Origin of the sequence: Streptomyces clavifer, from assembly GCF_036345975.1 — a bacterium.
Classification (GTDB): Bacteria; Actinomycetota; Actinomycetes; order Streptomycetales; family Streptomycetaceae; genus Streptomyces; species Streptomyces clavifer.
Genome location: NZ_CP107794.1, coordinates 402,638 through 423,319 on the forward strand (window position 1 = coordinate 402,638; position 20,682 = coordinate 423,319).

Annotated in this window: 20 protein-coding genes and 3 pseudogenes; 11 read left to right on the top strand and 12 right to left on the bottom strand. The window is 68.9% G+C overall.

The genetic code is table 11. The features are described 5' to 3' along the window. Window positions 1–144: 144 nt before the first annotated feature. Window positions 145–1,329, bottom strand: coding sequence for a helix-turn-helix domain-containing protein (locus OG927_RS35485; protein WP_330321597.1), 1,185 nt, complete (start codon window positions 1,327–1,329; stop codon window positions 145–147). A 119-nt stretch (window positions 1,330–1,448) separates the two neighbouring features. Between OG927_RS35485 and OG927_RS35490 the strand changes: the two genes are divergently transcribed. Beyond that, window positions 1,449–1,985 carry a flavoprotein gene (locus OG927_RS35490; RefSeq protein WP_330321598.1) on the top strand — a complete coding sequence of 179 codons (537 nt, stop codon included), beginning with the start codon at window positions 1,449–1,451 and terminating at the stop codon, window positions 1,983–1,985. A gap of 276 nt (window positions 1,986–2,261) precedes the next feature. On the opposite strand, the gene OG927_RS35495 is transcribed toward OG927_RS35490, so the two are convergent. Beyond that, window positions 2,262–2,588, bottom strand: a complete 327-nt coding sequence (locus OG927_RS35495) for a hypothetical protein (RefSeq protein ID WP_330321599.1) — start codon at window positions 2,586–2,588, stop codon at window positions 2,262–2,264. A gap of 191 nt (window positions 2,589–2,779) precedes the next feature. On the opposite strand from OG927_RS35495, the pseudogene OG927_RS35500 reads away from it, so the two are divergent. After that, a pseudogene (locus OG927_RS35500) lies at window positions 2,780–3,058 on the top strand (ISAzo13 family transposase); the annotation flags it as partial. 35 nt (window positions 3,059–3,093) lie between these two features. Here OG927_RS35500 and OG927_RS35505 read toward each other — a convergent pair. Then, window positions 3,094–3,702 carry a TetR/AcrR family transcriptional regulator gene (locus tag OG927_RS35505; RefSeq protein ID WP_330321600.1) on the bottom strand — a complete coding sequence of 203 codons (609 nt, stop codon included), beginning with the start codon at window positions 3,700–3,702 and terminating at the stop codon, window positions 3,094–3,096. A 325-nt stretch (window positions 3,703–4,027) separates the two neighbouring features. Here OG927_RS35505 and OG927_RS35510 point away from each other — a divergent pair, with 325 nt between their 5' ends. After that, window positions 4,028–4,882 (top strand): alpha/beta hydrolase, encoded by an 855-nt coding sequence (locus tag OG927_RS35510; protein ID WP_330321601.1) that lies wholly within the window; start codon window positions 4,028–4,030, stop codon window positions 4,880–4,882. Between the two features lie 529 nt (window positions 4,883–5,411). Here OG927_RS35510 and OG927_RS35515 read toward each other — a convergent pair. From OG927_RS35515 to OG927_RS35525, 3 genes are all read right to left on the bottom strand, one after another. After that, window positions 5,412–5,570 (bottom strand): hypothetical protein, encoded by a 159-nt coding sequence (locus tag OG927_RS35515; RefSeq protein ID WP_330321602.1) that lies wholly within the window; start codon window positions 5,568–5,570, stop codon window positions 5,412–5,414. A 679-nt stretch (window positions 5,571–6,249) separates the two neighbouring features. Beyond that, window positions 6,250–6,969, bottom strand: a complete 720-nt coding sequence (locus tag OG927_RS35520) for a cation transporter (protein ID WP_330321603.1) — start codon at window positions 6,967–6,969, stop codon at window positions 6,250–6,252. Continuing rightward, window positions 6,969–7,304, bottom strand: coding sequence for an ArsR/SmtB family transcription factor (locus OG927_RS35525; protein ID WP_330321604.1), 336 nt, complete (start codon window positions 7,302–7,304; stop codon window positions 6,969–6,971). Before OG927_RS35525 ends, OG927_RS35520 begins: the two co-directional genes overlap by 1 nt. 656 nt (window positions 7,305–7,960) lie before the next feature. On the opposite strand from OG927_RS35525, the gene OG927_RS35530 reads away from it, so the two are divergent. The 3 genes from OG927_RS35530 to OG927_RS35540 all read left to right on the top strand — a co-directional run bounded on the left by OG927_RS35530 (window position 7,961) and on the right by OG927_RS35540 (window position 10,667). Then, a complete protein-coding gene (locus OG927_RS35530; RefSeq protein WP_330321605.1) occupies window positions 7,961–9,274 on the top strand; it encodes an NtaA/DmoA family FMN-dependent monooxygenase in 1,314 nt (437 codons plus the stop codon). A 59-nt stretch (window positions 9,275–9,333) separates the two neighbouring features. Further along, the gene (locus OG927_RS35535) at window positions 9,334–9,786 is read left to right on the top strand and encodes a flavin reductase family protein (RefSeq protein WP_330321627.1); all 453 of its coding nucleotides are present in this window, start codon (window positions 9,334–9,336) and stop codon (window positions 9,784–9,786) included. A gap of 164 nt (window positions 9,787–9,950) precedes the next feature. Then, window positions 9,951–10,667: an NADPH-dependent F420 reductase gene (locus OG927_RS35540; RefSeq protein WP_330321606.1), complete on the top strand. Its 717-nt coding sequence runs from the start codon at window positions 9,951–9,953 to the stop codon at window positions 10,665–10,667. Window positions 10,668–10,824: 157 nt separating this feature from the next. Here the strand turns inward: OG927_RS35540 and OG927_RS35545 are convergent, their stop codons facing one another. Together OG927_RS35545 and OG927_RS35550 are read right to left on the bottom strand one after the other, a co-directional pair. Further along, a complete protein-coding gene (locus OG927_RS35545; protein WP_330321607.1) occupies window positions 10,825–11,640 on the bottom strand; it encodes an NADPH-dependent F420 reductase in 816 nt (271 codons plus the stop codon). A gap of 33 nt (window positions 11,641–11,673) precedes the next feature. Beyond that, window positions 11,674–12,300 (bottom strand): TetR/AcrR family transcriptional regulator, encoded by a 627-nt coding sequence (locus OG927_RS35550; RefSeq protein ID WP_330321608.1) that lies wholly within the window; start codon window positions 12,298–12,300, stop codon window positions 11,674–11,676. A 260-nt stretch (window positions 12,301–12,560) separates the two neighbouring features. Between OG927_RS35550 and OG927_RS35555 the strand changes: the two genes are divergently transcribed. Beyond that, window positions 12,561–14,108 carry a DHA2 family efflux MFS transporter permease subunit gene (locus tag OG927_RS35555; RefSeq protein WP_330321609.1) on the top strand — a complete coding sequence of 516 codons (1,548 nt, stop codon included), beginning with the start codon at window positions 12,561–12,563 and terminating at the stop codon, window positions 14,106–14,108. 85 nt (window positions 14,109–14,193) lie between these two features. Beyond that, complete coding sequence (locus tag OG927_RS36165; RefSeq protein ID WP_403090353.1) at window positions 14,194–14,871, top strand: ATP-dependent DNA ligase; 678 nt, start codon at window positions 14,194–14,196, stop codon at window positions 14,869–14,871. Here the strand turns inward: OG927_RS36165 and OG927_RS35560 are convergent. Together OG927_RS35560 and OG927_RS35565 are read right to left on the bottom strand one after the other, a co-directional pair. Further along, window positions 14,851–15,734: pseudogene (locus OG927_RS35560) on the bottom strand (IS5 family transposase). The gene OG927_RS36165 and the pseudogene OG927_RS35560 sit on opposite strands and share 21 nt — an antisense overlap. Window positions 15,735–15,837: 103 nt before the next feature. Beyond that, window positions 15,838–16,872, bottom strand: coding sequence for a helix-turn-helix transcriptional regulator (locus OG927_RS35565; RefSeq protein WP_330321610.1), 1,035 nt, complete (start codon window positions 16,870–16,872; stop codon window positions 15,838–15,840). Window positions 16,873–16,968: 96 nt separating this feature from the next. Here OG927_RS35565 and OG927_RS35570 point away from each other — a divergent pair, with 96 nt between their 5' ends. The 3 genes and pseudogenes from OG927_RS35570 to OG927_RS35580 all read left to right on the top strand — a co-directional run. Further along, complete coding sequence (locus OG927_RS35570; protein WP_056792618.1) at window positions 16,969–17,373, top strand: hypothetical protein; 405 nt, start codon at window positions 16,969–16,971, stop codon at window positions 17,371–17,373. A gap of 53 nt (window positions 17,374–17,426) precedes the next feature. Continuing rightward, complete coding sequence (locus OG927_RS35575) at window positions 17,427–18,200, top strand: SDR family oxidoreductase (protein WP_330321611.1); 774 nt, start codon at window positions 17,427–17,429, stop codon at window positions 18,198–18,200. Window positions 18,201–18,206: 6 nt separating this feature from the next. After that, window positions 18,207–18,362, top strand: a pseudogene (locus tag OG927_RS35580) (IS5/IS1182 family transposase); the annotation flags it as partial. A gap of 504 nt (window positions 18,363–18,866) precedes the next feature. Here the strand turns inward: OG927_RS35580 and OG927_RS35585 are convergent. Both OG927_RS35585 and OG927_RS35590 read right to left on the bottom strand, forming a co-directional pair. Then, window positions 18,867–19,367 carry a metallophosphoesterase family protein gene (locus OG927_RS35585; RefSeq protein WP_330321628.1) on the bottom strand — a complete coding sequence of 167 codons (501 nt, stop codon included), beginning with the start codon at window positions 19,365–19,367 and terminating at the stop codon, window positions 18,867–18,869. A gap of 533 nt (window positions 19,368–19,900) precedes the next feature. Further along, window positions 19,901–20,515, bottom strand: a complete 615-nt coding sequence (locus OG927_RS35590) for a hypothetical protein (RefSeq protein ID WP_330321612.1) — start codon at window positions 20,513–20,515, stop codon at window positions 19,901–19,903. Window positions 20,516–20,682: the final 167 nt, after the last annotated feature.

A 20,682-nucleotide genomic window follows, 5' to 3' on the forward strand; every position in this document is an offset into this window, starting at 1 on the left:
AACTCGGCGACTGGCGGTAAGTTCCTCACGGTCACGTCGTCCTCGGCTCGTCGTTGATCAGGTACGAGACCAGGGTGACCCGCGGGGAAGGACGTAACGCTCACAGATCCGTGAGCGTGGCCAGGTCAGAGCGTGAGCATGCAATTACAGACCGATCCAGGCAGCCATGTGGCCGAGAGAGTCCGGGGTGCGCCGGGAAATGTGGACCAGGCCCTTGATGGTCTCCCGGGCGCCAGGGTGGTAGCGGGTCTGCTCCGGGGCGGCGTGGCGGGCTTCGACGATGCTGCCGAGCGCCGCCTCGGTGCGGCCGGTCTCCATCTCGGACCGGGCCTTGTCGATGAGGAAGTGCGCGCGCCTCGACGTCGCGAGGGCCGGCGGCAAGCTGATCTGCCGGGCCTGGTCGAGCGCCTCGTCGTACTGCCGCATCTCGACCGCCGCGGACATGCGGTGCAGGGCGACGTTCGTCGGTCCAAAGGACAGCCAGTGAATCTCGGAGGCGTCTCCGGTTTGTGCGGCGCACCGCTTTGCTTCGGCGATGTGGGTGTCGACCGCGGCCTGGTCCTCGGCTCGGGCGCCGATGACGGACGCCCCGAGGTGCAGCTGCCCGGTGACCGCGACGGCCTCCCGGGTCTGCTCGGCGGCGCCGACGATGCAGTGGCCAGCGGCGACGAGGCGCTGCCCGATGGTGTACTCGCCCTCCCGGAAATAGACGAGCGCCCGCATGTACTGGCGGATCGCGGAGAGGCACGGGTCGGATGCCCGGTGCGCGGCCCAGTCCATGCGGTCCAGGGCGACGCTAGACAGGTCGTAGTAGCCGAGCTTCACCGAGACATCGTGGGCGGTCCGGTACGTCGAGGCCAGGGCCTGCCACAGCTCCGTCGACTGGGTCCGCCACGCCGCGGTCGTCAGGTCCGCGATTGTCACGGGCAGCAGTCGGGCCGCGTTCCGGAGATGCGTTGCCCGCACCTGCGCGCACAGGTACTCGGCGCTGGCCACCAGCTGGGCGGTCGGCTTCTCCTCGATCGCGTCGTCGGCCCCCAGGTCGTACAGGTCGAGTGCCTCCCTGATAGGGCGGACGAGTCCGGCGAGGCGGTCCTGCTGCAGTTCGGTCACGTAGGGCTGTCCCGTCAGTACGGTGACGTCGACCCGCAGGGCTCTGGCAACGGCCGCCACGAAGTCGAGATTCGCCGGCTTGGCGGCGCACTCGACCTGGTTGAGGAGGCTGTAGGAGTACGGGAGCCGGTCCGCCAACTGCCGCTGGGTGAGGCGGGCGAGTTTCCGCTGCTCCTTGATGCGGGTGCCTGTGTGGTCGTCGTCCAGTCTGCGCATACTGGTCTCCGTTCCTGACTCGTCATCTGGAACGGTACCGCCGCCTCCGCGCGCCGGAGCCTGCATCGCCCCCGATTCCACGCACATCGGGGGCGGTTGCCTATGGTCGACTGGGCCCCATGGCGACTCTGTATCTGTTCGGTTCTGCTGCTCCTCCGGTCCTTGAGATGTCTGGCGTCATCAAGCAAGCCCAGTCGCGGGGATGGGATGTGTGCTTGGGGTTGACGCCCTCCGCCGCCAAGTGGCTGGAGGCCGATTTGCCTGCCCTGGAGGAGCTCACCGGGCACCCGGTGCGGTTGAACTACAAGCTGCCGGGACAGCCGGACGCATGGCCACCGGCGGACGTGATCCTGTTCGCTCCTGCCACGTTCAACTCGGTCAATCACTGGGCGCTGGGACTCACGGACAGGTTCGTCGTAGGCGTCGTCGCGGAGGCGATCGGCAAGGAGATTCCGACGGTGGCGATTCCGTGCGTCAACGCCGCCTATGCGCAGCACCCGCAGTTCCACTGGTCGGTGGATGCCCTGCGGTCGATGGGCATCGAGGTGCTCTACGGCGAGGGCGGCTTCGTCCCGAACCAGCCGGGCGAGAAGCTGCCGTTCCCATGGCAGCTGGCCCTGGACGCAGTCGACGCGATTGTCAGCCCCCGCCCGTAGAATTCGGCGCATGCGCCCATACTGGTCCCGCCGACTGTGGTCGACGGTGACGGGGACCTGTGGCTGTGGGACCGGGGCACTGGCACCTGGACCATGCCCGAGTTCAACCCCAAGGAGTTCCCGGCCCGCTGTGGCGAGATTCTGACGTGAGGACCGGCTACCCGCGTGTTCGGCCCGCTTACTGCACTGGCCGACGGCCGCCGCATCGGCGGCGGCCGGCGCTGACCGCGCAGCCTTCTGGGATGACCGCGCCCCTGAAGCGCTCGTTACGGGTAGCTACGAGCTCCAGCGCATCGTCGAGCTCGACGATGGCGGCGAGCAGGCGAGCAGGCGAGCGTGATGGTGGCGTGTGACGGCCTCCAGCAGCGTGGTGCGGGCCTGGCGCCCCCCGATGTCCTCGGTGCGGCCGGCGTCGGTGGACCAGCCGGGTAGCGGTCGGCCTTCAGTTGCCGTGGTGAGCGCGCAACCCAGCTCGCCGATCGACTGCTGCCAGTCGGCCAACTGCCCGAGCAGGCCGCGCACCAGCTCGTCGACGGCGGCCGCCGGGCCGGCGCCGAAGGCCCGCGCTTCGGCGGCGGCCTCGGCGAGGACGTCTTCGTCCATGCCCTGGGGATCGAGGAGCGGAGGGAAGGCGTCTCGGAGATTCTTCGGGTGCCTCTATGTCGGTAGTCAAGACGGTGCCGTCGGTTCTGGGGTTGTTGGTCGTGCTCATGCTGCGAGGGTGACGGTGGAGGGCTCGGGGTTGTAGAGGGTGCCGTCGCGGAGCATCGCGAACAGGACGCTGATGCGTTCGTTTGGAGGCTCAACGCGAGGACGTGCTCCGCGCACGTCGTGGGCACGAGCCTCTCGTCGCACCGGGCACAGGTGCCGCCACCGTGCTCCACCTGCGCAAACTCGCCACCATGGACCTCTTGGGTCAACTGTTCGGCGTCTCCGCCGTGATCATCTGCCGAGCGAATCAGGAAATTTGCCTACTCCTCGAAGCACACGGCCCCCGTGTCGGCGCCTCCACCGCCCGCTTCCGCACACCAGCCGACATCACGACGTTCCTCGCTTCTGACCTGCCCTTATGAAAGATCAAGAAGCCAAGTCAATGATCTGTACGCCCTTAACGCTCCGGACGCTCCGGATGTGATCGCGGATCGGGCCGGCCCCTTTTCATGCGCAGGATCAAGGTGACCGCATCCTCCGGGCGGGTTCCGGGAGTCAGGACCTCCTGCAGAAGGAGGCCGCGCATCGCGGCGACGGTGACGGTGGCCACATTCCTCGCTTCCTTCGTGTCGAGCCCTTCGCGTTCCGCGAGTGAGGACAGCATCACGGTGAGGTCGCCGATCGACTCCACGAACTCACGGAATTTCTCAGGTTCGTACGCGGCCAGTCCGACGACGTGGAAGAAGCCCCGGACACGCGACAGCTCTTCCGGCCGGGTGTACGTACGCCAGATCGCCGCGACGAAATCGTCGAAGGTGCCCTGCTGGGCTGCCTGCAGAAGCGTCTCGTTGTCACGGAACCGCTGCGCCGTGAGCATGGCTGCCAGGGTGCCCGAGAGCGACCCGAAGTGGTAGCGCAGCAGGGCGTGGCTGGTCTCGGCCCGGGCGGCGATCCCACGGAGCGACATCTCCGGCGGGGGGAGGGTTCCGCTGAAGGCGTCGAGAAGCCGTGCCAGGAGCCGCTCGCGCGGCGCGCTGCCCTTGGGGTCTGAAGTTGACAGAATCACTCCTATAGTTTTTCCATTGGAAAAGAATGATACGCGGTCCCGTGCTGCTTCGCACATGATCGCAGTCAGCTCGCAACGGCGGAGGATCGACCATGAGGCCTGCTCAGCCAGTCGAGCTGCATCCGTCGATGGATCGGGGCGCGGTCCCGGCAACCTCGATGACGCTGTCGAGAACGGCCGCATGCCCCAGCTCGGCGCCCCCAGCGCGGCGCGCAGGCAGACCCCGTTCTGTGGAACGGCAACCTCCCCAAAGACCCGAATCCGCTCTCGCCCCCGCCGACGCCGTCCTCGTCACCCAGGCCGGCCCCACCGTGAAGGACCCCATATGAGCACCATGTGGCAAGGCTGCCTCGCCCACACCGACTACTTCGAGATGCGCTCCAGCGGTGGGCACGACTACGGCATCTGGGTCACCACGCCACCGAACTACGACCCTGCCACGGCCCAAGCACCTGTCGTGTACGTCCTCGACGGCAACTGGACCGTGGGCATGACCGCCCCACTCATCGTCACGCAACTCGACCCCATGCAGTCGATCCAGCCATACGTCCAGGTCAGCGTGGGCTACGCGGGCGAGGAGGCGGAGCACTGGGAACGCCTGCGCAACCGCGACCTCGTTCCCCCCGGCGAACCCATCGCGAAGGAGTTCATCGATGCCGTCGAGATGGGGATCGAAACTGGCACGATGACACGAGAACAAGCCGACGCCTACCTCGCTGAACTGCGCGACAGCCGCGGGGATATGTTCCTGAACTTCATCACCGACGACCTGCACCCGCGGATCGAACGCGACTACGGCACCGCCCCGAGCGGTCACGGCCTCTTCGGCTACTCCTACGGCGGACTCTTCAGTCTCTACGCCTGGCTCACCAACAGCACCTTCTTCGAGAGCATCGGCGCGGGCAGCCCTGGCATTATCAACGAGGACAGCCAGGTCTTCGCCCTTCTTCAAGCCATGGGTGACACTCTGCCAGCTACCAAGCTTCACGTGACCTTCAACGACCGGGAGATCCTCGGAGACATTGCGGTCTACCAGAACCTCGCGAAGAACGCGGCCACGTTCCTCCACCACCTCACCGCACGCAACGGCTCCGTCACCAGCGCACTCATGCACGAAACGCACGTGACCGGGCTGCAGGCATCGTTCCTCAGCTACCTCAGAACCTGCCGCGGCCAATAGCTGCCTGCTCACCACCGTCGTCACGCGCCATGGCGCGCTGCCTCCTCCGACAGACTCCGTGCGAGACCACGGCCCCTGTACGGACCCGGGGTCCGGTCGAAGCCGGAAGCCAGTAGCCGTCAAGCTCGGAGCTCGGTCCGTACCGCTTGATGAGATCGCAGGTGCAGACCACGCCGCCGTGGCGCGTCCTGTCGCGCTCCTCACGGCGGTCCCACGGCGCACCGCGTCGCCGGGACCGCCGCCGGCGCGGACTGCGGGCTGTGCTGCGCCGTTGCGGCCTCGACGACCGGAGCCGCGCCCGCCCCGCCAGTCGGCCTCAGCGGCTCGCGCCGCGCGCCGCGAGACCAGATGGCACACAGTGCGGTCCAGCGGGTGATGGAAAGAGAATGCAAAAGCCGCGGCCGGGCAGTAACGGACGGCGCGGCGGGGACCGGTTGGCCCCCGCAGCCCGGCAGACCCGGCTTGCCCATACTCATCCAGGGCGGTGATACCTACGCCCAGCGAGCAGTCAGCTCCAGGCCGGCGACCGCTAAACGATGACCAGGTGCTCCAGCGCGACGTTCGACTTCAGCTTCGCGCACCTGAACAGGAACTTGGGGTTCTGCTGGCTGTAGTGCGCCGACTTGGCCGCGCACAGCAAGCTGCCGTGAGGGCTCTTCTCGAACCACTCGGTGGGGAGCCCGATCACGACCGCCAGGGCGGTCTCAGCCGCCTGTAGCCGCTCGCCGTTCGACAGCGCGTCGCAGTCAGCCCATAGCGGCCGGGCCGAGCGACAGACTGCCCCAGCCCCTGCCGAGCCCGCACAGACCACGACACTCGCTGCCGCCGCGTCCCAGCACCTGGACCACGAGGGAGAGACGCCGGTCTCGGACCAGCTCTTCAGCGCCCTGGCTGGCCAGGGCATCACCGGCACGCCGTACACCCCGGAAAAGGTCGGCCCGCTGCTCACGGACTTCCCTCGCCGCAGGGCCGCCCTATCCGAGCACAGCGCGAGCGGTGGCCGTACCGCCTGACAAAGGGCACTGGACGTCAGGATCCACGCAACGGGAGTGGTGGGTCACCGTTTGACACGGTTGCCGACGGCGAGGAAGACCAAGCCCACAAGGACGGGTTAGAGGACGCGGGAAAGGCATCTCCATGGAGGTGCTGGCGGTGGTCAGGTCCTTGCCTGGGCCTGTCCATGAAGAACGGGTTCTGGCTCAACATCGGAGCGCGAGTGCCTCCTTCAAGAGCCTGCTCCACCGGCCTGAGCTGCGAGACGCCGGGCACAGCTCCGTTCAGAGACCGGTGTGATCGCTCACATCACAGAAGTTGAGCCATAACCCGAGTTCCGACAGCAGCCTGACGTTGTCGACGGCAGATCGAGCTCATCCGCAGCAGTCGCAGGCGGGGCGGCAACCGCACGCGTCTGCCGATGCCTCAACAGACGACACTGTCGTAACGGGGGCTGCGCAGCATCCCTTTCCCTGCCAGGCGTCACGGCCTTCCTTGAGGGCGATGGCGGCGATGACGAGGGCGGCGATGGGGTCGGCCCAGGACCATCCGAGGGTGGCGTTGAGGACCAGGCCGACCAGGAGGACGGCGGACAGGTAGGTGCAGAGCAGGGTCTGTTTGGAGTCCGCGATGGCGGAGGCCGAGCCGAGCTCACGGCCCGCTCGGCGCTGGGCGGCCGAGAGGAACGGCATCACCGCGAGGGAGAGGGCGGCAATGACGATGCCAAGGATGGAGCGTTCGGCCTCGCCGGTACCGGCCAGCGCACGGACGGCATCGACGGTGACGTACGCGGCGAGCGCGAAGAACGAGACGGCGATGATCCGCAGAGTGCGCTGCTCACGGGCCTGGCGTACGGCGTGATCGCGGGCGGAGAACTGCCAGGCGACCGCGGTGGCGGAGGAGACCTCGATGACGGAGTCGAGGCCGAAGCCGATCAGGGCGGTGGAGGAGGCGAGGCTCCCGGCCGTGAGGGCGACGATCGCCTCGATGACGTTGTAGGTGATGGTCACGGCTACGAGGAACCGTATCCGGCGGGTAAGCGCATCGCGCCGGGCGGAAGAGGGTCCGAGCGTTACGGATATGTCGGCGGCCATCAGCAGCAGCCCTTCTCGTCCGCGTCCGGGCAGGTGCGGTCGGCATCGACGGCGACCACGGCGGTGCGCAGGTCGTCGATGGCGTGGCCGAGGCGTTCGTCGGCCAGCTCGTAGCGGGTACGGCGACCGTCGGGCACGCTGACGACCAGACCGCAGTCACGCAGGCACGCCAGGTGGTTGGACAGCCGGGTGCGGGAGATGCCGAGGGCGTCGGCGAGGTCTGCGGGGTAGGCGGTGGCGTCGCATAGGGCGAGCAAGATGCGACAGCGGATCGGGTCTGCGAGCGCGCGGCCGAACCTGGCCAGCACCTCGATGTCGGAGGTAACAGTCAGCACGTTCAGGACAGTACACCTAGTCCTGAATTCAGGAAATCATGGATCGTTTTGCAGTTCCGGCGAGTGCCGCGCCTTTGGGTGCCTCCCGGTCTCACTCGCCGACAAGGCCGGGGAGGCGGGGGACGGTTGTCCGTACCGGTGGAAGGCGCCGTGCGGTGCTGCCGAGGCCGCGCTCGACTGGTGCGCGCTCTGCGCGCGCCAGGCTCGATCGGCTGACCGGGACCGAGCGCACCGAGGGTAGCTGCGTTGCCATGCCCTGGCCGTTTCCCGGCGCCTCCCCACGGGTCCGGGTGACGACGAAGCCTCCGGCTGCTGGACGTGCGCGGCCGGGGCTTTTCCGTGGCCCGCTCCGGCGAATCGTTGGCAGTAGCGGGTCGGGATGCGACCGTCCGGACGGCCTCGGGATGCTGGCGAGCCTGCGAACGCCCAAGGGGTGCAGGTGTGGAGTTTCCCGTCGATGTCGCGCTGGCCAGGGCTGTATCTGTACGCCTGCGGCTCCCATGTGCCGACTGTCCTTTCCTTCCTAGCTGGGCCTGCCCTCCTTTGACAATGCGGAGGATGTCTCCGTATCGTCAAAGCGAGCAATCGGAGACATCCTCCGTTTCTTTGTCCCGCCTGGAGGGCTAGTCGTGCCAAGTCGTCAGATGCTCCTGTGCATGCAGTTCACCAGCGGCTACGGAGCCGAACCCGGGGCATGGCGCCTTCCCGGGGCGAACCTGCGCAGCTACACGGACATGGACCAGTTCGTGCGGTACGCGCAGGCAGCCGAGCGAGGCAAGATCCAGTTGCTGTTCTTTGCGGACACTCCGGTTCTGGATGTGGACCTCGAACACCAGGTCCCGCATTTCGCGATCGACCCGTTGCTCGTGATGACGTCCATAGCGCGCGAAACGGAGCGGATCGGGCTGGTCTCCACCGCCTCCACCACCTTCAACGAGCCCTACAGCCTCGCCCGCCAGTTCAAGGCGCTGGACGTGATCAGCCACGGCCGGGCCGGCTGGAACGCGGTCACCACATCCGACCCCGCCGCCGCGGCGAACTACGGCCGCGCTGTCCCGCCGCGGGCGGAGAAATACGAGCGGGCCCACGAGGTCGTGCAGATCGTGCAGGCGCTGTGGGGCAGCTGGAAGAAGGACGCGTGGGTCCTGGACGTGCACGGCAAGCGGTTCGCCGACATGGACAAGATCCAGCCGGTAGGCCTCCAGGGCCGCCACGTCGCCTCCCGCGGCCCGCTGCCCATCCCGCCCTCCGAGCAGGGCCAGCCGGTCATCTTCCAGGCGGGCGGTGGCGAATACGGCCTGGAACTGGCCGGACGCTACGCCGACGGCGTCTACGTCAACCCTTACACCATCAAGGAGGGTCAGGCCCAGCGCCAGGCACTTCGCGATGCGGCCGAGCGCGCCGGTCGAGACCCGGACGAGGTGAAGATGTTCGCCGGTTTCATGCCGACCATCGCCGCCTCCCGCCGGGCCGCCCTCGACCGGCGGCGGTTCCTGGACGAGTCCGTGGACCTGCGCCAACGCGTCCGCTACCTCGGCGGCATGATCGGCCTGCCGCTCAGTCACAGCCAGATCGACGAGCCGCTGACCGCGGACCAGCTGGCCGAAGCGGTGCCCAGCCCGCACGACCCGCGCTCCGCCCGCGCCCTGGCGGTGGCCCGGGAGGGCTGGACCCTGCGCGACGTGCTCGCCCACGGCGTCATCGACTACCACCCGGTCGTGGCCGGCACCGCCACCGACGTGGCCGACCACATGCAGCAGTGGTTCGAGGCCGGGGCCTGCGACGGCTTCTCGCTGGCCATCGACGGCTACCACGACGGCGTCGACGCCTTCGTCGACCAGGTCGTTCCCCTCCTGCAGGAACGCGGCCTGTTCCACCTCGACTACGAAGGCCCCACGCTGCGCGACCACCTCCACGCCCGCGAGCAGTACGGGCTCGACCCGCGCGTCACGGAAACGGCCGACCTGTGAAGTCCACCGTTCGGTCTTCGCGAACCGGCACCGCGGCCCAGCAGGAGTTCCGCGATGTCATGGCCGCCGTGGCGTCTCCGGTCGCCGTGGTCACCGCCCTGGACGGCAGCCGCCCGCACGGCACCACAGTCAGCGCCTTCACGTCCCTGTCCCTGACGCCGCCCATGGTGCTGGTGTCGCTGGACGAACGCTCACAACTGCTGGCGGTCATCCGGGGTAGCGGCCGCTTCGGCCTCAACGTCCTCGGAGCCCATCAGGTCGGCCTGGCCTCCGTCTTCGCCCGCTCGGGACCCGACAAGTTCGAGGGAATCGACTGGTCACCGAGCGAGGAACTGCCGCGGCTGCCGGATGCCGCCGCATGGATCGCCGCCGAGGTGGCCGACAGTGCCGACGCCGGGGACCACACCATCCTGCTCGCCCACGTCATGGCCGCTGAGCCGGGCGAGGGATACCCGGGACCGCTCACGTATCACCGACGATCCTTCGGCACCCACACACCTCTGGCCCGGTAGCCCGGCGGCACATCGGGGAAGGCAACTGCGGGCCTTGTTCGCGGCCCGCACTACGAGACGGCCTGCGCGCCCTGCTCCACCAGGTGCGTGGCACTGCGGGCAATGAACCGAAACCGTCCGGACCGCTCGGTCCTGGGCACACATGAAGGAAGCGAGGAGCAACGATGACTACCCTGGGAATCATCGGAAGCGGCAACATCGGGTCCGCCGTCGCACGGCTGGCGGTGGCTGCGGACATCGAGGTGGTGATCGCCAACTCGCGCGGTCCCGAGAGCCTGACGGACCTCATCGAGGAACTGGGGCCGCGCGCCACGGCAGGCACCATCGAGGAGGCCGCCCGCGCCGGGGAAGCGACCGTGCTCAGCATTCCCCTGACCGCGTACCGCGACCTGCCCGCCGGCCTGTTGACGGGCAGGACCGTGCTGGACACCGGCAACTACTACCCGTACCGCGACGGCCGGATCACCGAACTCGACTCCGAGGAGGTGACCACGGCGGAGCTGGAGCAGCAGCTCCTGCCCGGCGCGCTGCTGGTCAAGGCCTTCAACAACATCCTGGCCCACCACATCCCCCAGCTGGCCCGGCCCGCCGGGGCTCCGGACCGCAGCGCCCTGCCCATCGCCGGCAGCGACCCCGACGCGAAGGCCCGGGCGGCTGAACTGATCGGCCGACTTGGCTTCGACACGGTGGATGCCGGAGCCCTGGACGAAAGCTGGCGCTTCGAGCCCGAGGCCGGCGCCTACACTCGTATCTACCTGGCAGATCCCGACGTGCCGGCCGAGCGCATGCTCCAGGCTCCCGCGGCTCCGGTGCCGGCCTACAAGCTGCGCGACGCGCTGCGGACGGCCCAGCGGGTGAAGGTCGCCGCGCGCACCTTCTGACAGCACCTGCCCGTGCAGCAACCGGCCCGGGCGCTGCACGCGAACCCTCTTGGCCCCGGCGTCGACCGACGCCGGGGCCAAGAGGGTTCGGGGCGGGCGGGGCCTATACCGATCGACGGCCGATCCCGTGTCCGGGTGCGGCGCACACTTCCTGGCCTCACATGAACAGGACGCGGTTCAGGCGGACGCCGTAGTCCGAGTCGGGGTTAGTGGCGGCGTCTCCGACCCTTTCCTGGATCGCGGCCACGGCCAAGTCCCGCCGCCTGGGCAGGCGCTCGGCTTCTGCTCCCGCAAGCGCGCCCGGCATCTCCTCGCGGGTGAGGTCTGTGCAGTAGCACGGTGCGCCTGGCTGCTGGCGCCAGGAGTCCGCGAGCGTCCCGGCGTCGAAGGCGTCGAAACCGGTGTCCTCGACCAGTGCGATGGCCACCTGGCGGTCTCGGTCGCGGTCGGCGGCAACGGGGATGGCGATGCGGTCCGGGCCTTCTGCGGGCCTGCCTTTAGCCGAGAACGAGTGGGAACCGATCGCGTTCCACGCTTTGGCGACAGCACGGCCCAGCTGTTCGGTGACCCACAAACTCTCGACCTGACCGGCATCGATGGACTCGATCCGGCTGTCACGCGCCGGGTAGTAGTTCGACGTGTCGATGACGACGGTGTCGGCCGGCACGTCTGCGATCAGCGGCGCGACCTGCGGAAGACGGTTCAGGGGAATCGAGAGGATCACGACGTCTGCGTCCGCCACGGCCTCCGTCGCGGTGACCGCTTGCCCGCCTGAGGACAGCACATCAGCCTCGATCGTGTGCGGGCCGCGCGAGTTGGCCACCTTCACGTCATGCCCTGCGGCACTGAGCCGCTGGGTCAGGGTCTTACCGATGTGGCCTACGCCCAGAATGCCGATCTTCATAGTGGGTCTCCTTGCATCGAGTGGGGGTGCGGGAGGTGGCTGCGGCCGACGTGGTGACGGCGCCCCCATGGCAACGTGGCCGGCTGCTGGTCTGAAGCACGCCTACGCTCGTGAAGGCCCTTCGTCGCTTCCGGGCGCCGTTTCCCTCGCGGGTGTCTCCCACCCGATGCGCATGAGAGAGACGAGCGCGTCGGGCGACGACTCGTCGGCCATGACGGCGCCGCGCGCCCAGGCTGTGGCCAGTGTGCTGAGGAACAGGTCCCGGCCCCGCACCCAGGGTTTGGCGGCGCCGTCCCGCTGAGCCGCACCGAGGAATTCCTCGGTGGTCGTGACGAAGCCCTGACAGGTGATCGCCAGAGGCGACGTGCCCTCGGTCAGCGCGGCCCGCAGGGGCTCGGGCAGGCCGTCGAAGGCGGTCACCCATGCACTCAGCGCCTGAAGCCACTGCGCGAGCGCGGCACGGGAGTCGGTCACCTCGCGCTGGATGGCAACGCGACAAGCCTCCAGCTCTTCGTCGCGGGCATGCAGCAAAGCGGCCAGCAGTGCCTCACGGGTGGGGAAGTGCCGGTACAGGGTGCCCGGGCCGACCCCGGCCCGCTTGGCGATGGCGTCCATGGAGCCGGTGATGCCCTGCTCGGCGAAGAACTCCTCCGCGACCTCAAGGATGTGTGTGCGATTGCGCTGCTTATCCGTCCGCTGCCGACGCCCGCCGACTGCTCCCTCGCTCATGCCTTGCACCTCCCATTGACAATACGGAGACCCTCTCCGTATTGTCGTCCGCGAAACGGAGACTATCTCCTTATTGGTTCCGGCGCTACCGCTAGCAGATCCGCAGGCACGGCCACGGCGCCCGTGGCCGCCGGAAGCCACCCCTTCTGGTTGCCGACTTCACGGCCGCTGCTATGCCTCACGCCCGGGCTGCCGCGCGCACACGACGGCACGCCCAACTCTGCTTCAAGCACCCACCTCAGCCCCACGGAAGAGATCACATGTCCCCCGACAAGACTCCGGCACAGGCCCCCGCGGACACACCAGATGCAGCACTACCGACCCGCAACAACCAAAAACTGGCCTCCAAGGACATTCTCGTCATAGGGATCCTGATGGTCTCCGCGTTCACCGTCCTGCTGAACGAGATGCTGCTGGGAGTCGCACTCCCCACCCTGATCACCGATCTCGACATCACGCCCACCACGGGACAGTGGCTCACGACCGGCTACCTGCTGACCTTGGCGATCCTCATCCCCGCCACCGGGTTCCTCCTGCGCAGGTTCAACCTCCGTGCGATCTTCATCGGCTCGCTGTCCCTGTTTACCCTGGGCACGGCGATCGCCGCCGTCGCCCCGGGATTCGGTGTGCTGTTCACCGGCCGCATCATCCAGGCGGTCGGCACGGCCGCCCTCGTACCCTTGCTGATGACCACGACGATGCGCCTGGTTCCCCCACATCGCCGAGGCCGAACGATGGCGCTGGTCACCGGTCTGACCGCGGTGGCACCCGCAGTCGGCCCGGCGGTGTCCGGCGTGGTGATCTCCCAGCTCAGCTGGCGGTGGCTGTTCATTCTGATCCTGCCCGTCGTCCTGGCCGGGCTGGCCCTGGGCGCCGCCAAACTGCGCAACATCACCAGCCCCGAGCAGGTCAGGCTGGACGTGCTGTCCCTCGTCCTGTCCGCCATCGGGTTCGGCGCCCTCGTCTACGGCCTGTCAACGATCGGCGAGTCCGCTTCCGGCCACGCACCGGTCCCGCCCTACATCCCCATCGTCATCGGGCTCCTCGCCCTCGCCGCCTTCGTCCGCCGGCAGACCGTGCTGCAGCGAAGCGACAACGCGTTCCTCGACATGAGGATCTTCCGCACCAAGGCATTCACCGTGCCGCTGTTGGTCATGCTCGTCGTCGCGCTGGTTGGCTTCGGCACCACGATGGTCCTGCCGCTGGTTCTCACCAACGTCGCCGGCCTGACCACATTCCAGATCGGCCTTTTCCTGGTCCCCGGCGGAGCCCTGATCGCCCTTGTCTCGGCCCTCGGCGGCCGCGTCTACGACCGCTACGGACCGCGGCCCCTGGCCATTCCCGGATCGGTCATCTGGACGGGCTCCCTGTGGTTCCTGAGTCGCGTGGACGAGGACACCAGTGTCACCGCACTCTTGGCCGCCTACCTCGTCCTGTCGGCCTCACAGGCCCTGATGTGGGCTCCGATGACGACGGCCGCGCTGTCCTCCCTGCGCGCCGAGCTCTACCCGCACGGCACCGCGGCGTTCAACACCGCCCAACAGCTGGCCGGCGGCGCAGGCGGCGCCATCCTGATCTCGGCCTACACCATTGGCTCCCACGCGCAGGATGCGGGAGCACTGAACCTGCCCCAGTCCATCTCGGCGGCACAAGCCGCCTTCGCCACTGCGGCAGCCATCGGCTGCCTCGCAATCATCGGCACCCCCTTCGTCCGCAAGGCCGCTGCCGCCCTGAAGCCGCCGGCCCCTCGCACGAGCGATACATCCATCAAGGTCGCCGCTCCGCCAGTGGCGTCAGCCACAGACTGACTGAGCGACGCTGACGGTGCAGCGGGAGCCGATGAACCGGTCGCGGTCCTCGGCTTAAACGGCCGCAGGCGGGCAGGTTCAGCGGTTGAGGCCACAGGAATCCGCGAACTCATGCGCTTCCTGCTGGGACGTGCTTCATCACCCGGACCCGGCGATCGGGGACACCCCCCTCCCCTACACCCGGCGCAGGGAGCTCCTCCTGGACCTGCTCGCCGACCTCGGGCCTCCGATCCAGCCTGTTCCGGCAACGGACGACCGCTCCGTTGCCGAGGACTGGTACGAGTCGCTGCAACCGCTTGGCCTTGAAGGCGTCGTGGCCAAGCGCGCCACGGCCGGGTATCCCGCCGGCCGCAGGGCCTGGGTCAAGGTCAGGCATGCGGATACGGCCGAAGCCCGGGTCGTCGGGTTCACCGGCCCCCGGCGGAGGCCGCGGAACCTCGTCCTCGTCCCAGCCGGGACAGCCCGGCCCCGCCTGTCCGCACGGATAGCCCCCGTCCTCGCCGCCCGGATCGGCACCGCCCTGATCAACGCGCCTGCCACCGGCCAGCGGCGCACGCACGGAGAGCCCTACACAGGTCTCGAGACAGACCTGGTGGTGGAAGTCCTCGCCGGTACCGGCCGCCACGGCACCCTTACCGTGGTCCGGATCCGCCAACACTGTCGGCATTGCGGAGATCCTGGACGCCCTATTAGGGACCGTATTGAGTTCCGATCAATGGGTGGCTCGGGTGAGGTCCTTGAGTCAGGTCATCGAGGCGCGTAGGTGGAGGCCGGCGAGGTAGCTGTCGGGAGACTTGTCGTACCGGGTGGCGATGCCACGCCAGGCCTTCATCTTGTTGATCAGCCGCTCGACGGTGTTCCTCTCCTTGTAGAGCTCGGCGTCGAAGTCGACGGGCCTACCGCCCTGGGAGCCCTTCTTCTTGCGGTTGGCCAGCTGGTCCTTCTTCTCCGGGATGACCGCACGGATGCGGCGTTTGCGCAGGTGGGCGCGGTTGGCGCGGGAGGAATAGGTCTTGTCGCCCGCCACGGCGTCCGGCCGGGTGCGCGGACGGCGCACGGGCAGACGGACGCGCATCTGGTTCAGGACGGGGATGAACTGAGGGCTGTCGGCGGCCTGCCCGGCGGTCAGGAGCAGCACCAGCGGGCGGCACCTGCGGTCGCCGGCGAGGTGGATCTTGCTGGTCTGCCCGCCCCGGGAGCGGCCCAGCGAAGCGGCCTTCAGCCGCAGCCGCAGCCGCAGCCGGTGCCGGACGCGGCGCCGCTCCTGCCGTCCGGGGTCGGTGTCGATGTCCTGTCCGGTTCGTCCGTTGTTGTCGCCCCCTTTGACCTGGCTTTTTCTTCGGCCGCGGCCTTCTCCAGGGCGGTGAGGACGTCTGGGCTCAGGTGCATGCCGGCCGCGTCCTGGTGGGCGCGCACGGTGGTGGAGTCGATACTGACCAGGGACAGGTCCACCTCGTCCCGCCGGGCCGCCTCCGCGACCAGCCCCTCCATCAGGGCCTGGAAGACGCCCGCGTCGCGCCACTGCCTAAAGCGGTTGTGCACGGTGGGCGAGGGACCGAACCGGCCGATCGGCAGATAGGACTCGATGAACTCCCATTCAGCGTCGCTCAGTTGCACCTGCGTCATGACACCAGGTCTACCGGCTCACGCCGTGCCGCGAGGTCGAATCCCGCAGATTGATCACAACTGGATACGGTCCCTAACGAAAACTCAGTAATCACTCGTCCGGTCACAGGCCCAGGACCGTCGCCACCAGTTCGCTGCGGCTGCGGACACCGGTCTTCGCGAACACACTCTTCAGATGGTCCTGCACGGTCGCCGCGGTGATGTGCAGTTCCACGGCGATGGTCCGCGACGGCAGACCGGCGACGACTCGCGCCAGCACGTCCCGCTCGCGCGGTGTAAGCCCGTACGCGAGCAGCAGTATCTCGGCCACGTCGGCGGCCGGCGCCGGATGTACCGTCACGGCGATGGCCGCCGGGTGCGGGCCACCACTCAGCGGCGAGGCCTGGACGGAGAGCCACCGGCCCGAGCGGCCGCGGATGCGTCCGTACGCCGGCAGCTCAGCGCCTCTTCCCCGTGCGGCCACCTCCAGGATCGCGGACGGCAGTTCCGCCTGCGACGGGCCCAGCTCGTCCCGCCAGAGTTTCGCGGCCAGGTTCTCCGAAAACAGCCGCAAGTCCTGGTCGAGCAGGAGCACTCCGGCCTGGGACGGGCCCGCAGCGGTGTCGTCGGGTGCCCGGTGGGCGGCCCGGCGCAGGGCCGCACCGACCGGGGCGGACAGCCGCCGCAGGACGCCGACGTCGGCCGGGGTGAAGTCGGGCCGCCGGCCGCCGCGGAAGAGGGCGACGACGCCCCAGCAGCGGCCGTCCACCACGAAGCCCGCCCGCAGCTCGTGCCGTGCGTCGATCATCGGCAGCACTGTCCGGTAGCGGTGGCTGGATTCCGGATCACCGCCGGTGGCCGCACCGAGCGTGCCCGCGGACACCTCGGAGCGGGCCAGCGCCGCGAACTTCAGGACGTCGTCCACCAGGTACTCGTTGTGCGCGGCGGCCGCGGCCGCCTCCGGTACGAGCCCGGCGCTGACTTGGTCGGCGGTCAGCAGCGTCATCGGGTCGATCGTGCTGAAGCAGTAGGAGTCGGCCGGGATGAGGCGTGTCAGCCGGTCGGCGATCCGGCGGCGCAGTATTCGGGAGTCGAGGTCGAGACGGCAGATCGCCTCGATGTCGCGCACGGTCTCGCGCCGGACCATCGGGGAACTCACCCTTGCCACGGTATCCCAGAAATGTGGGAGGGCCGCCCGACCTCCAGGCGCCTACAGTGGGTCCGAGAAACCCCAGGTCACCGGAGGTACACCGACATGTCCCCGTCCATGCTCAACGTCGGACTGGATCCAGCGCTGGTGGACGACGCGCCCTCGTCACGGGCGGCGTTCCCTGAAATCGACGCCGAGGCGGTCCGGGCCGGAATGGCCGCGGGCCGGGCTCGGCTCGAGGAGCTCGGCCTCAGTGTCGATGTCTGCCTGCTCGACTACGGCCGCACGGCCGAGGCGGTCTTTCGCGCCGCGTTGACCGCCAAGGACTACGACATCGTGCTGATCGGCGCCGGCGTCCGGCTGGACCCGGAGCTGACCCCGCTGTTGGAGGTGCTGGTCAACACCACCCACGAGCTGGCACCCGGCGCGAAGCTCTGCTTCAACGTCAGCCCGACGACGGCTGTCGAAGCCGTCCAGCGGTGGTGGCCCGAACACAAGCCGCTGGTCTAGGCGCTCCATAGCACTCAAGAGACGATTCGATGAACGGGAGGCGGTCTTCCGCCATGTCTGCAAGAGCACTCGAGGACAAGGTCGCACTGGTCACCGGCGGCAGCCGGGGCATCGGCCGGGCGATCGCGGAGCGGCTCGCCCAGGACGGCGCCGCCGTCGGCGTCACCTACGCCCGCGACGAGACGGCGGCGAGCGAGACCGTCGAAAACATCCGCAAGAACGGAGGACGGGCCTTCGCACTCCAGGCGGGGCTGGGCGAACGCGGCGACGCGGCCCGCCTCTGGGCCGCCTTCGACGCCGCGGGCACGGAGCACGTGCCCGACGGGAAGCTCGACATCATCGTCAACAACGTCGGCATCGGGGATTTCGCATCCCTGGAGTCGTTGACCGAGAACGCCTTCGACAAGGTCTTCGCCGTGAACGTGCGTGCACCGTTCTTCGTCACGCAGCAGGGATTGCCGCGCCTGCGCGACGGGGGCCGGATCATCAACATCTCCAGCTCCGTGGCCCGCCTGGCCACGCCGGGAATGATCGCCTACGGCGCCACCAAGGGAGCCCTGGACAACTTCAGTCTCGCCCTCGCCAAGGAGCTGGGCCCCCGGGGCATCACGGTCAACTCGGTGGCCCCCGGAACCGTCCTCACCGATGCCAGCGCGGCCACCCTGCTGGGCGATCCGCATGCCGAGGCGCAAGCGGCGTCTCTTGCCGCCCTCGGCCGGATCGGGCGGCCGGAAGACATGGCCGACATCGTGGCCTTCCTCGCCTCCGACGACGCACGCTGGGTAACCGGCCAGGTCATCGACGCAACGGGAGGCATGGCCCTCTGACGTGCTAAGGAGAGGAACACCGTCGAGCGGCTGATCAACAAGATGAAGGCCTGGCGTGGCATCGCCACCCGGTACGACAAGTCTCCCGACAGCTACCTCGCCGGCCTCCACCTACGCGCCTCGATGATCTGGCTCAAGGACCTCACCCGAGCCACCCATTGATCGGAACTCAATACGGTCCCTAGGCGACCACTGGGCCGAGTGGCTCGCATGAACCTCGAGTAGGCCCCCTGGCAAACCAGCAGGCAGCGCGGGCCCTGCGGACTCTTGGAAGCTTCCGCCGCCACAGGGCCGCGAGACTGGGCTCATCGCACCCCTGCCAAGGATGGCCGCCAGGTCCGCCTGACTGCGATGATGCGCGGCCGGCTCTGCCGCGGGTCATGTGAAGCACGCTCGAGTTCGAGGCTGCGGCGACAGGTGCGGCTGCGCGTCCACGTCTCCGGCGACAGCCCCTTCGAGGGGTGCCGACGAGATCGCCCGCAGTTCTCGCTGCCCGTGCACTACGACGACTACCGTGTGATGAAGTCAGCTGAGCGCCTTCTTGGACGCCGTGGCCGGCGCGGCACCGGGGACCGGGGTGTGCACTGCGGCCGCGGTCAGGTTGCGACGTTCTCACCAGAGGGGCGGACGCCCACATGGTCTGACCCTCCCGGCCCGGGGGAGTGGTCAGCGCCTCGGCAGCCGGTGCAGGGCGACCTCACCCAGCACCCCGTCCGCCACCGTGCATGTCATGTACGTGCAGTACGGCTGCCGTCTGCGGTCGGTCGGCGACCCCGGGTTCAGCAGGCGCAGCCCGCCCGGCGCCACGGTGTCCCAGGGGATGTGGCTGTGTCCGAAAACGAGGACGTCAAGGTCCGGGTAGGACTGAGCACAGCGCGTCTCCCGCCCGCGGGCCGCCCCCGTCTCGTGGACGACGCCCAACCGCAGGCCTCCCAGGCGGACACGGGCCTCCTCCGGCAACCGGGCCCGCAGTTCCGGACCGTCGTTGTTGCCGTACACCCCCACCAGGCGTCGCGCACGCTCCTCCAGCAGGTTCAGGGTGGCCACGTCGACCCAGTCCCCGGCATGGACGACGACGTCCGCCCGGTCCGTCTCGCGCAGAAGTTCATCGAGGAGCCCCCTGGCGCGCAGGGGCACATGGGTGTCCGAGACGAGCAGCAGCCGCACGGGCAAATCCGTTGCCGCTCCTGTTGTGTCCTTGTCCATCCGCCTGCCTTCTTTTCTCGGGTTCGCCCGGTCTACCGGCCGCAGCCGCCCTTGCGTAGGAAGGGGCCTGCCCCGGCGTGGCGGGCAGGGGCCAGCCCCTGACAGTGCGGCTCGAACGAGCAGTACCCGCGGTCGGCTCCGGGGGTACACCATCAGCCCCGCCCCTATCCGGCTGCGGGGCAACATGGGGTGCCGGTAAGAATGTTGTCACCAGCCGCAAACGGCGGGGGTCACGTCCGGCGGCGTGCAGCGGGATCGCGTTCGGCGACGTGTCGGGCGACCGAGCCAACGCCGGGGCGGGCGTACCGCTCCAGGGAGCGGACGGAGGCGTGGCGGTAGCAGGCCAGTAACACCGGGTGGAGGTGCCGTCCTCCGCGTCGTGTGTCAGAGCACTGTGACGTAGCCGGTGGAGCGTCGACCCGTCCAGGTCCTCGATGTCCTCGGGTGGGGCGAGCGGGTTGGCCAGCAGCCGGGTGTTCTCCTCGAAGATCTCCTCAGCCCGCCGGTAGGAGAGCCGGGCGCGGCCGGTCTCCGGGCACACGTCCAACGTCGGCGTCCCGGCCGTGGCCTTGCGGTCGGTGAGGAACAGCGGGCCGCGGGTACGGCGGCCGATCAGACGGGGCAGGATGGGCAGTGCCGGACTGCCAGTGAATCCATTCCGTCGCCCCGCCCTTGGCGGTGATCTTGCCACGCTTGTCCTCTGGGTACAGGTCTTCCACGTTCAGGCACAGCACTTCATCGGTCCGTGCGGCGGACTCGTAGAGCATCTTCCACTGCGTCTTCTCCCGCAGGGCGACGTCCAGGCGCCACAGGGCGGCGATCTGGTTCTCGGCCAGGGCCTTGGTGCGGTCCGGCGGTGCCGGCCGCCGCTCGATGCCGACCGTCGGATCGCCTTCGATCCAGCCCTGGCGCTGCCACCAGCCGATCGCCTTGCGGGCGATGGACAGCTCCCAGTTGATGGTGTCGGCGTCCATCTCGTCCGCACGCGCCGCCGCCAGCTCGGCCAGCACCTCCGGAAGCGCCGGGTCGTCGATTGCAGCGACGGGGAAGACGGGCGAGTTGGCGCCCCGGCGGGCCGGGCCGGTCGGGGCCGCCTCGCCGGCGAGCATCCACCCCCCACGTCGTCAGCGAGATCCGGTAGATCCGGGCGGAGGACTTCGCGACGCCCGCGCCGGTGAGGTAGCGCTCGACCGCCGCGGTGTACGACGCCGGAGCGGTGGACAGGGGCACCACCCGGGCGCGCGGCAGCCGAAGCGTGCCACCACTCCCGGACTCG

Excerpts from the sequence above, each read along its gene's own strand:
- OG927_RS35485 (WP_330321597.1), bottom strand. The coding sequence starts at position 1,329 with ATGCGCAGACTGGACGACGACCACACAGGCACCCGCATCAAGGAGCAG.
- OG927_RS35490 (WP_330321598.1), top strand. The coding sequence starts at position 1,449 with ATGGCGACTCTGTATCTGTTCGGTTCTGCTGCTCCTCCGGTCCTTGAG.
- OG927_RS35495 (WP_330321599.1), bottom strand. The coding sequence starts at position 2,588 with ATGGACGAAGACGTCCTCGCCGAGGCCGCCGCCGAAGCGCGGGCCTTC.
- OG927_RS35510 (WP_330321601.1), top strand. The coding sequence starts at position 4,028 with ATGAGCACCATGTGGCAAGGCTGCCTCGCCCACACCGACTACTTCGAG.
- OG927_RS35520 (WP_330321603.1), bottom strand. The coding sequence starts at position 6,969 with ATGGCCGCCGACATATCCGTAACGCTCGGACCCTCTTCCGCCCGGCGC.
- OG927_RS35530 (WP_330321605.1), top strand. The coding sequence starts at position 7,961 with ATGCAGTTCACCAGCGGCTACGGAGCCGAACCCGGGGCATGGCGCCTT.
- OG927_RS35535 (WP_330321627.1), top strand. The coding sequence starts at position 9,334 with ATGGCCGCCGTGGCGTCTCCGGTCGCCGTGGTCACCGCCCTGGACGGC.
- OG927_RS35540 (WP_330321606.1), top strand. The coding sequence starts at position 9,951 with ATGACTACCCTGGGAATCATCGGAAGCGGCAACATCGGGTCCGCCGTC.
- OG927_RS35545 (WP_330321607.1), bottom strand. The coding sequence starts at position 11,640 with ATGGGGGCGCCGTCACCACGTCGGCCGCAGCCACCTCCCGCACCCCCA.
- OG927_RS35550 (WP_330321608.1), bottom strand. The coding sequence starts at position 12,300 with ATGAGCGAGGGAGCAGTCGGCGGGCGTCGGCAGCGGACGGATAAGCAG.
- OG927_RS35555 (WP_330321609.1), top strand. The coding sequence starts at position 12,561 with ATGTCCCCCGACAAGACTCCGGCACAGGCCCCCGCGGACACACCAGAT.
- OG927_RS35570 (WP_056792618.1), top strand. The coding sequence starts at position 16,969 with ATGTCCCCGTCCATGCTCAACGTCGGACTGGATCCAGCGCTGGTGGAC.
- OG927_RS35575 (WP_330321611.1), top strand. The coding sequence starts at position 17,427 with ATGTCTGCAAGAGCACTCGAGGACAAGGTCGCACTGGTCACCGGCGGC.
- OG927_RS35590 (WP_330321612.1), bottom strand. The coding sequence starts at position 20,515 with ATGCTCGCCGGCGAGGCGGCCCCGACCGGCCCGGCCCGCCGGGGCGCC.